The following is a 14,749-nucleotide window of genomic DNA, read 5'->3' as shown; positions in this document are numbered from 1 at the left end:
GCTGCAGAAGTCGGGATAATCGCTGCATGACTTTTCCCGATGCCTCGCTTTGGCGCACGTCCGTCGCCCCGATGATGGATTGGACCGACCGCCACTGCCGTTACTTCCACCGCCTGCTCAGCCGCAACACCTTGCTCTACACCGAGATGGTCACCACCGGTGCGCTGCGTCACGGCGATACGCAGCGGCATTTACGCTTCAACCCTGAAGAGCATCCCGTGGCGCTGCAATTGGGCGGCAGCGACGCGGCTGATTTGGCCCATGGCGCCAAGCTAGGCGAGCAGTGGGGCTACAACGAAATCAACCTCAACTGCGGCTGCCCATCCGACCGCGTGCAACGCGGCGCATTTGGCGCGTGTTTGATGAACGAGCCACACACCGTGGCCGATGGCGTGAAAGCCATGCTGGATGTGGTGGGCATTCCCGTGACGGTCAAACACCGCATTGGCATTGACCGCATCGAGCGCTACGATTTTGTGCGCGACTTTGTGGGTACGGTCAGCGACGCAGGCTGCAAGGTGTTCATCGTGCATGCACGCAACGCCTGGCTGGATGGTTTGAGCCCCAAACAAAACCGCGAAGTGCCGCCGTTGCGCTACGAGTTGGGCTACCAGCTGAAAAAAGATTTCCCAGGTTTGGTGATCGTGGTCAATGGCGGCATCACCAGCAACGCCCAAATGACCCATCACTTGCAGCATGTCGACGGTGTGATGCTGGGCCGTGAAGCCTATTACCGCCCTTGGTTGATGACCACATGGGATGCTGAGTTCTACAACGACCCGCACGAGATGCTCAGCCGCGAAGCGGTGGAGGAGGCCATGGTGGCGTACATGGAGCGTGCCTTTGTTGAAGACGGCTGCCCTTGGTATCCGATTGCGCGTCACATGCTGGGCCTCTACCACGGTGCGCGTGGCGCACGTTTGTGGCGACAGGTGTGGAGCAACCACAAGCTCAAGCCTTTGCCCCCGCGTGAGGTGCTCAAGCTTGCCCGCGAGGCTTTGGCCTTGGGTGCAGAAAGACCTGTGGATGCCCACTGAGGTCTTGCAGCTCAAAGCGAAGACGCGCATTGCGCTGGGCTTGATGTGGTTCATTCCCTTGCTTTGGACTGTCAATATGGTGGTGGCGCGCCAAGCGCCTGGTGTGGTCTCGCCCCACGTCTTGGCCTTGGGTCGTTGGGCGATCGCTGGTTTGATTTTGGCTTTTGTGAGTCGCCAAGAGCTTTGGCAGCACCGCCACACCTTGCGCACGCAGAGGTGGCGCTACATCGCTTTGGGTGCTTGCGGCATGTGGATTTGCGGTGCGTGGGTGTACTTGGCGGGCCAGACCACGGTGGCCATGAACATCTCCCTGATCTATGCCTCATCCCCCGTGATGATCGCGCTGGGGTCGGTGTTGTGGCTGGGCGAGCGATTTTCCAAGCGCCAAGCGTTCGGTGTCATGCTCGCTCTGATGGGCGTGGTGCATGTGGTGGTGAGGGGGGAATGGCAGCACTTGTCACAGGTGCAGTTGGTGCCAGGGGATTTGTGGATCGTGGCTGCTTCGATCGCTTGGGCAGCGTATGCCTTGTTGCAAAAACGTTGGCCGACCGCCATGAGCGCCACCGCGCAACTGGCGGCTATTTGCTGGGGTGGCGTGGTGGTGCTGCTGCCCTTTGCCGCATGGGAGCTGTTGCAGGCGGACACCCCCACCGTTGGCCAGCATGCGCTGCTGATGATGGTGTTTGTGGCCTTGTTGCCTGGCGTGGGGGCTTATTGGATTTATGGCTGGACACAAAAAATCTTAGGTGCCAGCCGCGTGGCGATGACGCTTTATCTGGGGCCCCTCTACACCGCCGTCATCGGCTGGTGGGTGCTGGGCGAGCCGCTGGGGTTGCACCACTTGGCGGGAGGGCTTTTGATATTGTCAGGCGTCGCTTTGGTCCTCGCCGTCAAACAGCCCGCCGCCAAGCTGGCTTAGATCGCTGCTGCTAAGCCGTTGGCAAAGTGCTCGGTCATGCGCTGCGCCGCCAAAGCGGCGTCACGGGATTGCAAAGCGTCCACGATCGCTTGGTGCTCTTTGAGCGACTCTTCTAGGCGGCCACTCTTCAACAAAGAGTTGTGGCGGTTGAGCTTCATCACCTTGCGCAGGTCTGCCACCATTTGGTTGCGCCAGCGGTTGTTGGCAATTTCTAGCAAGCGCATGTGAAATCGCTCGTTGACTTCAAAGAACTTTTCGCGCTCAGCCACGTGCGCTGTCAACTCGGCATGCAGGGCTTGCAGGTCTTGCAGTTGTTCGTCCGTGGCCTCAGTGGCCACCACTGATGCCGCGTCTGACTCCAACAAAGAGAGCAGGTGGTACACATCGCGCTGGTCTTTCTCGTTGACTTCGGTCACATAGGCGCCGCGTCGCACCTTCATGGTCACCAAGCCCTCAGCAGCCAGCACCTTGAGGGCTTCTCGCATGGGGGTGCGGCTGATGCCGTACGCCTCGGCCAGTCGCATCTCGTCAATCCAACTGCCGGGCTCTAGCTCAGCCGCAAAAATGCGCTGGCGAAGCAGTTCTGCAACTTCTTCATACAAGGCACGAGGGGTGAGGGTGACGGCAACCATGGCGTGATTGTAAGCCTGTAGAGTATTTTGAATCAATAATTATGAATGATATGATCGGTGGCATGATGAAACGCTAGGCTAAGCTTGGTTTTCTTTGATTGCCACATACCCCCTTGAAGAGTGATTTGCCATGAGTCAAAAGCCGACCGAATCCAAAACTGCCGATGCGCATGCTTGGCCTGAATTTGCCTCTAGCAGCCACGATGCGTGGCTGCGAGCTGCCGCCAAATCCGCCCCAGGGGGAGACGTCAATGCCTTGAACTGGAAGACTTTGGATGGCATCAGCGTCAAGCCGCTCTACACCGCCGAAGACATCCAGCACCTGCCTTATGCCAACACCCTGCCAGGTTTTGAGCCCTATGTGCGCGGCCCCCAAGCCACCATGTATGCGGTGCGTCCTTGGACCATTCGCCAATATGCGGGCTTTTCAACCGCTGAAGAGTCCAATGCTTTTTATCGCAAGGCGCTGGCCGCAGGCGGTCAGGGCGTGTCGGTGGCTTTTGATTTGGCCACCCACCGTGGCTACGACTCGGACCATCCCCGTGTGACGGGTGACGTGGGCAAGGCCGGTGTGGCGATTGACTCGGTGGAAGACATGAAGATTTTGTTCAACGAGATTCCGTTGGACAAGGTGTCGGTGTCCATGACCATGAACGGCGCGGTGTTGCCCGTGTTGGCCGGCTACGTGGTGGCGGCTGAAGAGCAGGGGGTGAACCAAGCGTTGCTGAGCGGCACGATTCAAAACGACATCCTCAAAGAGTTCATGGTGCGCAACACCTACATCTACCCGCCCGAGCCGTCGATGAAGATCATTGGCGACATCATTGGCTACACCGCCCAGCACATGCCCAAGTTCAACTCGATCTCGATTTCGGGCTACCACATGCAAGAAGCGGGGGCCAACCAAGCCCTGGAGTTGGCCTTCACCCTGGCCGACGGCAAAGAGTATGTGAAGACCGCCATCGCTTCTGGTTTGGACGTGGACGCCTTCGCCGGTCGCTTGTCGTTCTTTTGGGCGGTGGGCATGAACTTCTACCTCGAGATTGCCAAGATGCGCGCTGCCCGTTTGCTGTGGTGCCGCATCATGAAGGGCTTTGACGCCAAGAACCCCAAGAGCTTGATGCTGCGCACGCACAGCCAAACCTCGGGCTGGTCGCTCACCGAGCAAGACCCCTACAACAACGTGGTGCGCACCACCATCGAGGCGATGGCTGCGGTGTTTGGTGGCACCCAGTCGCTGCACACCAACTCGTTTGACGAGGCGATTGCTTTGCCCACCGAGTTCAGTTCGCGCATTGCCCGCAACACGCAACTCATCATTCAAGAAGAAACCCACATCACCAACGTGATCGACCCTTGGGCGGGTTCTTACATGATGGAGTCGCTGACCCAAGAGATGGCCGACAAAGCCTGGGCCATCATCGAAGAAGTTGAGGCCATGGGTGGCATGACCAAGGCCGTGGGCAGCGGTTGGGCCAAGTTGAAGATCGAAGCGGCCGCCGCAGAAAAGCAAGCGCGCATCGACTCTGGCAAGGACGTCATCGTGGGCGTGAACAAATACAAGCTGGCCAAAGAAGACCCGATCGAGACCTTGTCGATTGACAACGTGCGCGTGCGTGACGGTCAGATTGAGCGTCTGCAAAAAATCAAAGCCACGCGCGACAGCGCAGCTGTGCAAGCTGCGTTGGACGCGCTCACAGCCTCTGCCGCCAACGGCGCGGGCAATTTGCTCGATTTGTCCATCCAGGCGATGCGCCTGCGCGCCACGGTGGGCGAGGTGAGCGACGCGCTCGAAAAGGTGTTTGGCCGCCACCGCGCCGACCCGCAAAAAGTCACAGGCGTGTATGCCGCCGCCTACGATGACGGCGAGAACGTGGGAGACACCATGGAATACTGGAATGCACTCAAAGCAGACATTGCCGAGTTCGCCGAGCAACAAGGCCGCCGTCCTCGTGTGATGATTTCTAAGCTGGGCCAAGACGGGCACGACCGAGGTGCCAAAGTGGTGGCCACCGCGTTTGCCGATCTCGGCTACGACGTGGACATGGGCCCCCTGTTCCAAACGCCCGAAGAGTGCGCACGACAAGCGATTGAAAACGACGTCCATGCCGTGGGCGTGTCTACCCTCGCAGCGGGCCACAAAACCTTGGTGCCCGCCATCATTGCCGAGCTTCACCGCCAAGGTGCTGACGACATCATCGTGTTCGTGGGCGGCGTGATTCCGCGTCAAGACTATGACTTTCTCTACGAAGCGGGCGTCAAGGGCATTTATGGCCCAGGCACCCCGATTCCGGTCAGTGCCAAAGACGTGTTGGAACAAATCAAAAAGGCGCTGGGGTGAAGCCATTGCTGTTGCTGGAGGGTCTGTTGCACGGCGACTCGGCTGTGCAGCGCCGCGCCATGGCCAAAGCCATCACGCTGCTGGAGTCCACTCGAGACGACCACCGCGCGCTGGCGGACGAGTTGCTGACCGCCCTGTTGCCGCACACGGGTAACTCATTTCGGTTGGGGATCAGTGGCGTGCCGGGCGTGGGCAAGTCCACCTTCATTGAGGCGCTGGGCTTGCACCTGATTGGGCTCGGCCACCGCGTGGCGGTGCTGACCATTGACCCTTCCAGCACGGTTTCGGGTGGGTCGATTCTGGGTGACAAAACCCGCATGGAGTTGCTGAGCGTGAATGAACGCGCCTACATCCGACCCAGCCCGTCCAGCGGCACCTTGGGGGGCGTGGCCGAAAAAACCCGCGAGTCCATGTTGGTGTGCGAAGCCTCGGGCTACGACGTGGTGATTGTCGAAACCGTAGGCGTAGGCCAAAGTGAAACAGCGGTAGCCAACATGACAGACATGTTCGTGCTCATGCAATTGCCCAATGCGGGCGATGACTTGCAGGCCATCAAAAAAGGGGTGATGGAACTTGCCGATTTGGTGGTCATCAACAAAGCCGACATCGATGCCAATGCCGCCATGCGCGCGCAGCTGCAAATCACCAGCGCCTTGCAGCTTTTAGGCATGCACGGTGGCGCGGGTCATGCGCATCGCAACACCGAGGTGTGGCACCCTCAGGTGGTGCAACTCAGCGCATTGCTCAACCAAGGGGTGGACGCATTTTGGTCGAAGGTAGGTGACTTTCAAACCTTGCAACAACACACGGCTCGAGCTTCGCAGCGCCGCCAACAGCAAGCCCTGTCTTGGATGTGGGAGCGCATCGACGCGGGCTTGAAACAAAACTTCCGTACCCAGCCGCGTGTGCAAACGCTGCTGCCCCAACTCAGCCAACAAGTCGCATCGGGCCAACTGGCCGCATCGACGGCAGCCCGTCAACTGCTCAGCGCCTATCAAGCGCAGGGCTAATTTGAAATTTTCTTGGAGAAAAGAGCGCATGCAAGACATCAACGAACAACTAGAGCTCAAGCGCGCAGCAGCCCGCTTGGGTGGCGGCCAAAAGCGCATTGATGCACAGCACGCCAAAGGCAAGCTGACGGCCCGCGAGCGCATCGAGGTGCTGCTTGACGAAGGCACCTTCGAAGAGTGGGACATGTTTGTCGAGCACCGCTGCACCGACTTTGGCATGCAAGACAACAAGATTCCTGGTGACGGTGTGGTCACCGGCTACGGCATGATCAATGGCCGCTTGGTGTTTGTCTTCAGCCAAGACTTCACCGTTTACGGCGGCGCTTTGTCTGAAACGCATGCCGAGAAGATTTGCAAAATCATGGACCAAGCCATGAAGGTCGGCGCGCCCGTGATCGGCCTCAACGACTCAGGCGGCGCGCGCATTCAAGAAGGCGTGGCTTCGCTCGGTGGTTATGCCGACGTGTTCCAGCGCAACGTCATGGCTTCAGGCGTGGTGCCCCAGATCAGCATGATCATGGGCCCCTCAGCCGGTGGCGCGGTGTATTCACCCGCTTTGACTGACTTCATCTTCATGGTCAAAGACACGTCCTACATGTTCGTCACCGGCCCCGAAGTCGTCAAGACGGTGACGCACGAAGAAGTCACCGCTGAAGAGCTAGGCGGCGCTTTGACCCACACCACCAAGAGCGGTGTCGCCGACATGGCATTTGAAAACGATGTGGAGGCGCTGTTGATGTTGCGCCGTCTGTACAACTACTTGCCCCTGAACAACCGCGAAAAAGCGCCTGTGCGTGCCAGCGGCGACCCCACCAGTCGCATGGACATGAGCCTGGATACCTTGGTGCCAGAGAACCCCAACAAAGCCTATGACATGAAAGAACTCATTGTCAAAACCGTGGACGATGGCGACTTCTTTGAGCTGCAACCCGACTACGCCAAGAACATTCTGATTGGCTTTGCGCGCATGGAAGGTCAAACCGTGGGCATCGTGGCCAACCAACCTTTGGTCCTGGCCGGTTGCTTGGACATCAAGAGCTCGATCAAGGCGGCCCGCTTTGTGCGTTTTTGCGATGCCTTCAATATTCCCGTCATCACCTTTGTGGACGTGCCAGGTTTCATGCCCGGCACCAGCCAAGAATATGGCGGCATCATCAAGCATGGTGCCAAGTTGCTGTATGCCTACGCCGAGTGCACGGTGCCCAAAATCACCGTCATCACCCGCAAAGCCTACGGCGGCGCGTATGACGTGATGGCTTCTAAGCACTTGCGCGGCGATGTGAACTTTGCCTGGCCCAACGCCGAAATCGCGGTCATGGGTGCCAAAGGCGCGGTGGAAATCATCTTCCGCGAAGACAAGGGCGACCCCGAAAAACTCGCGGCCAAAGAGGCCGAATACAAAGCCCGTTTTGCCAACCCCTTTGTGGCGGGTGCACGCGGCTTCATTGACGACGTGATTCAACCGCACGAAACCCGCAAGCGCATCTGCCGCTCGCTGGTCATGCTCAAAGACAAAAAGTTGGACAACCCCTGGCGCAAGCACGGCAACATTCCTCTATAACCCACCCCCGAAGCGCCTTTGGCGTTTCCCGCAAAGAATTGTTTGATGGAGATCGTCCATGTTTAAAAAAATCCTGATTGCCAACCGTGGCGAAATCGCTTGCCGCGTCATCGCCACTGCTCACAAAATGGGCATCAAAACCGTGGCCGTTTATTCTGAAGCCGACAAAGAAGCACGCCATGTGCAACTGGCCGATGAAGCGGTGTTGATTGGCCCTGCGTCCTCGCGCGAGTCTTACTTGGTGGCCGACAAAATCATTGCCGCCGCCAAAGCCACAGGTGCGCAGGCCATTCACCCGGGCTACGGCTTTTTGAGCGAGAACGCCGAGTTCTCAAAGCGTTGCGAAGACGAGGGCATTGCTTTCATTGGTCCACGCCACTTCTCGATTGCCGCCATGGGCGACAAGATCGAGTCCAAAAAGCTGGCGGGCGCTGCGGGCGTGAACTGTATTCCGGGCGTCAACGACGCGATTGAAACCGCTGAAAAAGCAGTGCAAATCGCCCAGGGCATTGGCTACCCCGTGATGATCAAAGCCTCTGCAGGCGGCGGCGGCAAGGGCCTGCGCGTGGCCTTCAACGACAAAGAGGCTTTTGAAGGCTTTACCTCTTGCCGCAACGAAGCGCGCAACAGCTTTGGCGATGACCGTGTATTCATTGAAAAATTTGTCGAAGAGCCGCGCCACATCGAAATTCAAGTTTTGGGCGACAGCCACGGCAACGTGATTTATTTGAACGAGCGCGAATGCTCGATCCAGCGCCGTCACCAAAAGGTGATTGAAGAAGCGCCGTCACCTTTCATCAGCGAGGCCACCCGCAAAGCCATGGGCGAGCAAGCGGTGCAACTGGCCAAGGCGGTGAAATACCAGAGCGCGGGCACGGTGGAGTTTGTGGTCGGCAAAGACCAAAGCTTTTACTTTCTGGAGATGAACACCCGCTTGCAGGTGGAGCATCCGGTGACCGAAGCCATCACTGGCCTTGATTTGGTCGAGCTGATGATCCGCGTGGCTGCAGGCGAGAAACTGCCGATTGAACAAAAAGACGTGCAGTGCAACGGCTGGGCCATCGAATGCCGCATCAATGCCGAAGACCCGTTCCGCAAATTTTTGCCCTCCACTGGCCGTTTGGTGCGTTTTCAAACCCCTAAGCAAACCATGTTCCAAGGCAATACCGCTGATTTATTCGGGGTGCGTGTGGACACGGGGGTGCAAGACGGCGGTGAGATTCCGATGTTCTACGACTCGATGATCGCCAAGCTCATCGTGCACGGCAAAGACCGCTTGGATGCGATTGCCAAAATGCGCGAAGCTTTGAATGGTTTTGTCATTCGCGGCATCAGCTCCAACATCCCGTTCCAAGCCGCCTTGTTGGCTCATCCTCGTTTTGTGTCGGGCGACTTCAACACCGGCTTCATCGCTGAGCAATATGGCCAGGGTTTTCGAGCCGAAGATGTGCCGCACGAAGACCACGACTTCTTGGCTGCCTTGGCCGCGTTTGTGCGCCGCAAGTCACGCGAACGCGCAGCAGGTTTGAGCGGTCAGTTGCCAGGCTTTGATGTACAAATTGGTCAACACTATGCCGTGGTCGAACTCGGCCAAGGCGGCAACAACCGATATGTGCAGGTTCATGTGGCTGAATTGGCAGGTAAACATGGTGAAGCGCACATCACCATCGCAGGCAAGTCCTACGCCATCCAGAGTCAATCGCGCTTGAACGACATTTGCATTCAAGGCACTTGCAATGGCAAGCCTTTCACAGCGCAAGTGGAGCGCGGTACTTTGAAAAACCCCTTGGTCTTACAAGTGCAGCACAACGGCACGCGCATCGATGCTTTGGTGATGTCGCCCCGTATGGCGGAATTGCACAAACTCATGCCATTCAAAGCGCCACCAGATTTGAGTCGCTTTGTGTTGTCGCCCATGCCGGGTTTGTTGGTGGATGTGGCGGTCAGCGTTGGCCAAAAGGTGCAAGCGGGCGAACGTGTGGCGGTGATCGAAGCCATGAAGATGGAGAACGTGTTGTTTGCGGCAGCAGATGGCGTGGTCAAAAAAGTGGTGGCTGCCAAAGGCGAATCACTCACGGTGGACCAAATGATTGTGGAGTTCGAATAAATGAAACACATGACGCGACCTTTTAAAGTGCTGGGTGTCCAACAAATCGCCATCGGTGGCACGGACAAGGAACGTTTGAAAAAACTTTGGGTAGATATGTTGGGCCTCGAAGTCACGGGCACGTTTCAAAGTGAACGTGAAAACGTGGACGAAGACATCTGTGCCATTGGCGTTGGCCATTTCAAAGTCGAAGTCGATTTGATGCAACCCATGGACATCGACAAAAAGCCAGCGGTGCACACCACGCCCTTGAACCATATTGGCCTGTGGATCGATGACTTGCCCAGTGCAGTGACTTGGCTGACTGCGCAAGGTGTGCGCTTTGCACCGGGTGGCATCCGCAAGGGGGCCGCAGGTTTTGACATCACGTTTTTGCACCCCAAGGCGAACGATGAGTTCCCAATCGGTGGAGAAGGTGTGTTGGTTGAGTTGGTGCAAGCCCCTGCGCAGGTGGTGCAGGCTTTTTCAGCTTTGGCTGCTTCCCACGCTTCCCACGCTTAGCACGAGCTAGGCGCGGCTGGCACCATCTGCGTCAGGCGTGCATCGACACGCGCTTGGACAGCACATAGGCCAACAAAGAGGCAGAGGTTGCCACCAAAGCGCACAACCAAAAGTGCGTCACTTGGCCATTGGGAGACCTTTGCAGCAACATGCCGCCCACCCAAGCGGCAGCGCCCATCGAGAAAGACTGCACCGCACCGTTGAGCGACATGAAGGTACCCCGAAATTTTGGATTGGCCGCTGAGGTGAGCAAGGCCATGCCTGGAATCATGCGGGCGTTCATGGCAAAGAACAGGGAGGTCGATACCAGCAGAACAAAGGGCAGGGGCATCGGCTCAAGCAAGGTCGTCAACACCATAGGAATGATGGAGAACAACACCGCACGCTGAAAGGTCTCGCGTTTGCCCACCCGGTCGGTGACGCCACCTACCCAGCGTCCGCTGAAGAAGGTCACCGCACCGCCACAAAAGTAAAGCCACGGAATTTCGTTTGGCGCCATGATTTGGTTGTTTTGCAAATACAGCGTGATGTACGGAATGATGGTGAAGGCGGCGAACATCATGCTGGCTGACAAAAGCAAGGCCATGCGTTGGTTGGGCTCACCCAGCACTTGGCCCATGGCGTGCAGCACGTGTTTGTCTTTGGCGTGGGCCACATGTGCGTCTAGCCGGGGCACGCTGAAGTAGGCCAGCGCTCCCACAGCCAAACACATGACGCCTATGCCAAAGAAGGCTGAATGCCAGCCCCAGAGGTTGGCAAACAACAAGCCCGCAGGTACACCAGCCACGGTGGCTAGCGAAAAGGACGTCATGACAATCCCCGTCGCACGGCCGCGGCGCTCAAACGGCACCACATCACCAATGATGGTTTGGGTCATGGCGGACAGCACGCCTCCAAAAAAGCCTGATGCAATACGAGCAGCCATCAGCCAGCCATAGGTAGGCGCAATGCCACAAGCCACCGTGGTGAGGGCAAACAATACATACAACGTGAGCAGCAAATGCTTGCGATCAAAGCGGTCGATGAAGGTGGTGGCAAACAAGCCAGACAAGCCAGCAGCCACCGTGTAGGCCGAGACCAACAAACCAAACTCAGCAAAGCTGATGTCAAACAGGATGGTGAGCTGGGGCCCCAGCGGCATCATGATCACGAAGTCCACGAGGTGTGTGAACTGAATGCCAGCAAGCGACAAAAGAAGCAGAAATTCTCTGCGTGCGGTGAGGGGTGGGTGCATAGAAATTGGGAAATTGGCGCTGATGCGCAGAGGGTGCCCCTCATTGGCAGACGTGCCGTTAAACCTTTGGGGTTTGTCGGGCTTTGGCCTTGGCCAGTGCTGCCTCGATGATCGCACGTTTGCGTTGCACCTCGGGCGCGTGCTCTGTGCCTTTGGTGTGGGCAGGTAAGTCAGCCAGCTTTTGAACGGCTTTGGCCGCTAGGCGTTCGTCGTGTTCTGCGGCTTCACGCGTCAGGCGTGTGCTGCGCGCCTCGTAGCGTTGGCGGGCCAAGTCTGCCAGTTCTTGCGGCCATGAGGCCCAGCCGCTGAGTGCGATGTCGATGGGCTCTAGCGAAATGCAGTCGACGGGGCATGCTGGAATGCACAGCTCGCAGCCCGTGCAATAGGGCTCCACCACGGTGTGCATGCGCTTGTTGGCCCCGACGATGGCGTCCGTTGGGCAGGCCGCAATGCACAGCGTGCAGCCGATGCACCACGCCTCGTCAATGATGGCAATGGTGCGCGGGCCTTCTAAGCCGTTGTCAGGGTTCAGCGGGATGACTGGCTTGCCGGTGAGGGTGGCCAAACGTTCAACGCCCTCCGAGCCCCCCGGCGGGCACTGGTTGATGTCGGCCTCGCCTTGGGCAATGGCTTGGGCATAACGCTGACAGTCTAGGTAGCCACAGCGCGTGCATTGCGTTTGTGGCAGGGCATTGTTGATCTGTTCGATCAGATTCACTTTGGCGCAGCAGGTGCTTTTTTGGCGACGCGCTTGGCAACTGCCTTTTTGGCTGCGGGTGCGGCTTTTTTCATGACAGGGGCTGCTTTTTTGGCTGCGACTTGAGCTCGTGCTGCAACGCGCCCTGAAGTCTTTGAGCCTTGTGCTTGGCTGTTGGCCAAGATGAAACTTTTGACATGTGGGTACACCACATCACGCCAGCGACGGCCACTGAAAATACCGTAGTGGCCAGCGCCTTTGGCTTCAAGATGGTGCTGCGCTTGGCGCACAACGCCGCTGCACAACTTGTGGGCTGCTTCGGTTTGGCCAGAACCAGAAATGTCGTCAAGCTCGCCCTCCACTGTCAGCAAGGCGGTGGTGCGAATGTCTTGTGGACGCACCAGCTCGAGTTGGCCTTCAGGGTTTTTGACTTCCCAAGTGCCGCGCACCAGTTTGAACTCTTGAAACACCGTGGTGATGGTTTCGAGGTAGTAATCGGCATCCATGTCGAGCACGGCGTTGTACTCGTCATAAAAATCGCGGTGCGAATCGATGCTGGAGTTGTCGCCCTTGATCAGGTCTTTGAAGTAGTCGTAATGGCTTTTTAAGTGGCGGTCAGGGTTCATCGCCACAAAGCCGGTGTGCTGCAAGAAGCCCGGGTACACGCGACGGCCTGCCCCTGGAAAGTTGTCTGGCACGCGGTAGATGACGTTGTTTTCAAACCAGCTGAAGCTCTTGTTCATGGCCAAGTTGTTCACTGCAGTGGGCGACTTGGTCGCGTCAATGGGGCCACCCATCATGGTCATGGTCAGCGGGGTCTTTTCGCCACGGCTGGCCATCAATGACACCGCAGCCAACACCGGCACGGTAGGCTGGCACACGCTCATCACATGGCAATTGCCGTATTTGCCTTGCAGGTGGCGGATGAACTCTTGTACGTAGTTCACATAGTCGTCGAGGTGAAACTCCCCTTCGCTCAAGGGCACCAAGCGTGCGTTTTTCCAGTCGGTGATGTAGACCTTGTGGTCTTTGAGCATGGTGCGCACAGTGTCACGCAACAAGGTGGCGTAGTGGCCCGACAGGGGTGCCACGATGAGCACAGCAGGTTGGCCTTTGATTTTTTCAAGTGTGTCGTTGTCGTCCGTGAACCGTTTGAAACGGCGCAACTCGCAAAATGGCTTGTCAATTTCAACACGTTCGTGGATGGCAATTTCATTGCCTTCTGCTTGCACAACATTGATGCCAAATTGTGGCTTTTCGTAATCCTTGCCCAAGCGGTAGAGCAGGTCGTAGCCCGCCGAGACCCGCTGCGCCATCGGGTTTTGACCGAGGGGCGAGTTGTGCTGCCCATAGAGTTTGGAGGCGGCTTGCGCAAAGTCTGCGAACGGCTCCATGAGGCTGCGTTGGGTTTCGAAGATTTGGTAGAGCATGATTTATTCTCAAAAATGTTGCGAGTCAATATAGCAGCAGTCTGTGTAACAAAAATGGAGTCTGCTCACCAATTGCCACTACATCACTTTTGCAATGGCTTGGCACACATAGTCAATGTTCTTGCTGTTCAAGGCCGCCACGCACATGCGACCTGTGTCGGTGCCGTAGACGCCAAACTCAGAGCGCAGGCGCACCATTTGGTCTTTGCTCAAACCTGAGTAGCTGAACATGCCGATTTGGGTGGTGATGAAGCTCATGTCTTGCTGCACGCCAGCGGCTTTGAGGCCGTCCACCAGCGTTTGGCGCATGGCTTTGATGCGCACCCGCATCTCGCCCAGTTCTTTTTCCCACAAAGCGCGCAGCTCTGGGTTGTTCAACACGGCAGCGACCACCGCACCGCCGTGGATGGGTGGGTTGGAGTAGTTGGTGCGAATCACGATTTTGAGTTGTGACAACACGCGGCTGCACTCTTCTTTGTCCGCGCACAACACGCTCAAGGCGCCCACACGCTCCCCGTACAAGCTGAAGCTCTTGGAAAACGAGGTGGACACAAAGAAGCACAGGCCAGCGGCCACAAACTTTTGAATCACAGCGCCGTCTTCGGCAATGCCGTGGCCAAAGCCTTGGTAGGCCATGTCTAAGAAGGCGGTGAGCTGGTTGGCTTTGACTGCCGCCACCACTTGGTCCCACTGCGCGGCCGTGATGTCGTAGCCGGTGGGGTTGTGGCAGCACGCGTGCAACACCACGATGGTGCCCGCCGCAGCGGCGTTGATCGATGCGAGCATGCCGTCAAAGTTCACCCCGCGTTTTTCAGCGTCATAGTAGGCGTAGGTGTCTACCTTGAAGCCGGCGTTGGTGAACAAAGCGCGGTGGTTCTCCCAGCTGGGGTCGGAAATCAACACGGTGGCGTTGGGGCTAAGGCGCTTCAAAAAGTCAGCACCAATTTTCAAGCCACCGGTGCCGCCAATGCCTTGGACTGTGGCCACGCGGCCAGAGGTGACAGCTTGTGAGTCAGCGCCAAAGACCAAGCCTTTGACCGCGGCGTCATACGCCACGATCCCGTCGATGGGCAGGTAGCCGCGCGCAGTGGGGGTGGCCATCATGGTTTTTTCAGCAGCTTGCACGCATTGCAGCAGGGGGAGTTTGCCGTTGTCGTCGAAGTACACACCCACACCGAGGTTGACCTTGTTGGGGTTGGTGTCGGCATTGAATTGCTCGTTGAGGCCCAAGATGGGGTCGCGGGGTGCCATTTCGACAGCGGTAAACATTGACATCGTCA

The 14,749-nt window shown here is 57.6% G+C and carries 12 protein-coding genes; 7 read left to right on the top strand and 5 right to left on the bottom strand.

Going from position 1 to position 14,749, the window contains the following annotated elements; genetic code table 11:
• Nucleotides 1–26: 26 nt before the first annotated feature.
• Together dusA and V7Q41_RS06510 are read left to right on the top strand one after the other, a co-directional pair.
• Nucleotides 27–1,037, top strand: coding sequence for a tRNA dihydrouridine(20/20a) synthase DusA (gene dusA / locus V7Q41_RS06515; protein ID WP_333844454.1), 1,011 nt, complete (start codon nucleotides 27–29; stop codon nucleotides 1,035–1,037).
• Complete coding sequence (locus V7Q41_RS06510) at nucleotides 1,027–1,956, top strand: DMT family transporter (protein WP_333844452.1); 930 nt, start codon at nucleotides 1,027–1,029, stop codon at nucleotides 1,954–1,956. Before dusA ends, V7Q41_RS06510 begins: the two co-directional genes overlap by 11 nt.
• Here the strand turns inward: V7Q41_RS06510 and V7Q41_RS06505 are convergent.
• Entirely contained in the window at nucleotides 1,953–2,588 is a 636-nt protein-coding gene (locus V7Q41_RS06505) for a GntR family transcriptional regulator (protein ID WP_333844449.1), read from the bottom strand. The two genes, V7Q41_RS06510 and V7Q41_RS06505, sit on opposite strands and share 4 nt — an antisense overlap.
• A gap of 130 nt (nucleotides 2,589–2,718) precedes the next feature.
• Between V7Q41_RS06505 and scpA the strand changes: the two genes are divergently transcribed.
• Genes scpA through V7Q41_RS06480 form a run of 5 tightly spaced genes read left to right on the top strand, consistent with a single transcriptional unit; the run spans nucleotide 2,719 to nucleotide 10,108 of the window.
• Nucleotides 2,719–4,929: a methylmalonyl-CoA mutase gene (gene scpA / locus V7Q41_RS06500; protein WP_333844447.1), complete on the top strand. Its 2,211-nt coding sequence runs from the start codon at nucleotides 2,719–2,721 to the stop codon at nucleotides 4,927–4,929.
• Nucleotides 4,926–5,939, top strand: a complete 1,014-nt coding sequence (gene meaB, locus V7Q41_RS06495; protein WP_333844444.1) for a methylmalonyl Co-A mutase-associated GTPase MeaB — start codon at nucleotides 4,926–4,928, stop codon at nucleotides 5,937–5,939. Before scpA ends, meaB begins: the two co-directional genes overlap by 4 nt.
• A 28-nt stretch (nucleotides 5,940–5,967) precedes the next feature.
• A complete protein-coding gene (locus V7Q41_RS06490; RefSeq protein WP_333844443.1) occupies nucleotides 5,968–7,500 on the top strand; it encodes an acyl-CoA carboxylase subunit beta in 1,533 nt (510 codons plus the stop codon).
• A gap of 58 nt (nucleotides 7,501–7,558) precedes the next feature.
• Nucleotides 7,559–9,607 carry an acetyl/propionyl/methylcrotonyl-CoA carboxylase subunit alpha gene (locus V7Q41_RS06485; protein WP_333844440.1) on the top strand — a complete coding sequence of 683 codons (2,049 nt, stop codon included), beginning with the start codon at nucleotides 7,559–7,561 and terminating at the stop codon, nucleotides 9,605–9,607.
• 9 nt (nucleotides 9,608–9,616) lie between these two features.
• Nucleotides 9,617–10,108, top strand: coding sequence for a VOC family protein (locus tag V7Q41_RS06480; protein WP_333844437.1), 492 nt, complete (start codon nucleotides 9,617–9,619; stop codon nucleotides 10,106–10,108).
• Nucleotides 10,109–10,139: 31 nt separating this feature from the next.
• Here V7Q41_RS06480 and V7Q41_RS06475 read toward each other — a convergent pair whose 3' ends face one another.
• The 4 genes from V7Q41_RS06475 to V7Q41_RS06460 all read right to left on the bottom strand — a co-directional run bounded on the left by V7Q41_RS06475 (nucleotide 10,140) and on the right by V7Q41_RS06460 (nucleotide 14,744).
• The gene (locus V7Q41_RS06475) at nucleotides 10,140–11,342 is read right to left on the bottom strand and encodes an MFS transporter (protein WP_333844434.1); all 1,203 of its coding nucleotides are present in this window, start codon (nucleotides 11,340–11,342) and stop codon (nucleotides 10,140–10,142) included.
• A 58-nt stretch (nucleotides 11,343–11,400) separates the two neighbouring features.
• On the bottom strand, nucleotides 11,401–12,060 hold the full coding sequence (rsxB, locus tag V7Q41_RS06470) for an electron transport complex subunit RsxB (protein WP_333844431.1): 660 nt from the start codon (nucleotides 12,058–12,060) through the stop codon (nucleotides 11,401–11,403).
• Nucleotides 12,057–13,469: a polyhydroxyalkanoate depolymerase gene (locus V7Q41_RS06465; protein ID WP_333844429.1), complete on the bottom strand. Its 1,413-nt coding sequence runs from the start codon at nucleotides 13,467–13,469 to the stop codon at nucleotides 12,057–12,059. Before V7Q41_RS06465 ends, rsxB begins: the two co-directional genes overlap by 4 nt.
• A gap of 78 nt (nucleotides 13,470–13,547) precedes the next feature.
• On the bottom strand, nucleotides 13,548–14,744 hold the full coding sequence (locus V7Q41_RS06460; RefSeq protein ID WP_333844428.1) for an amino acid aminotransferase: 1,197 nt from the start codon (nucleotides 14,742–14,744) through the stop codon (nucleotides 13,548–13,550).
• Nucleotides 14,745–14,749 lie beyond the last annotated feature (5 nt).

The organism is Limnohabitans sp., assembly GCF_036804465.1.
Classification (GTDB): domain Bacteria; phylum Pseudomonadota; class Gammaproteobacteria; order Burkholderiales; family Burkholderiaceae_C; genus Limnohabitans.
Note: the sequence above shows the minus strand (reverse complement) of the source record. Positions and strands in the feature narration are given on the sequence as shown.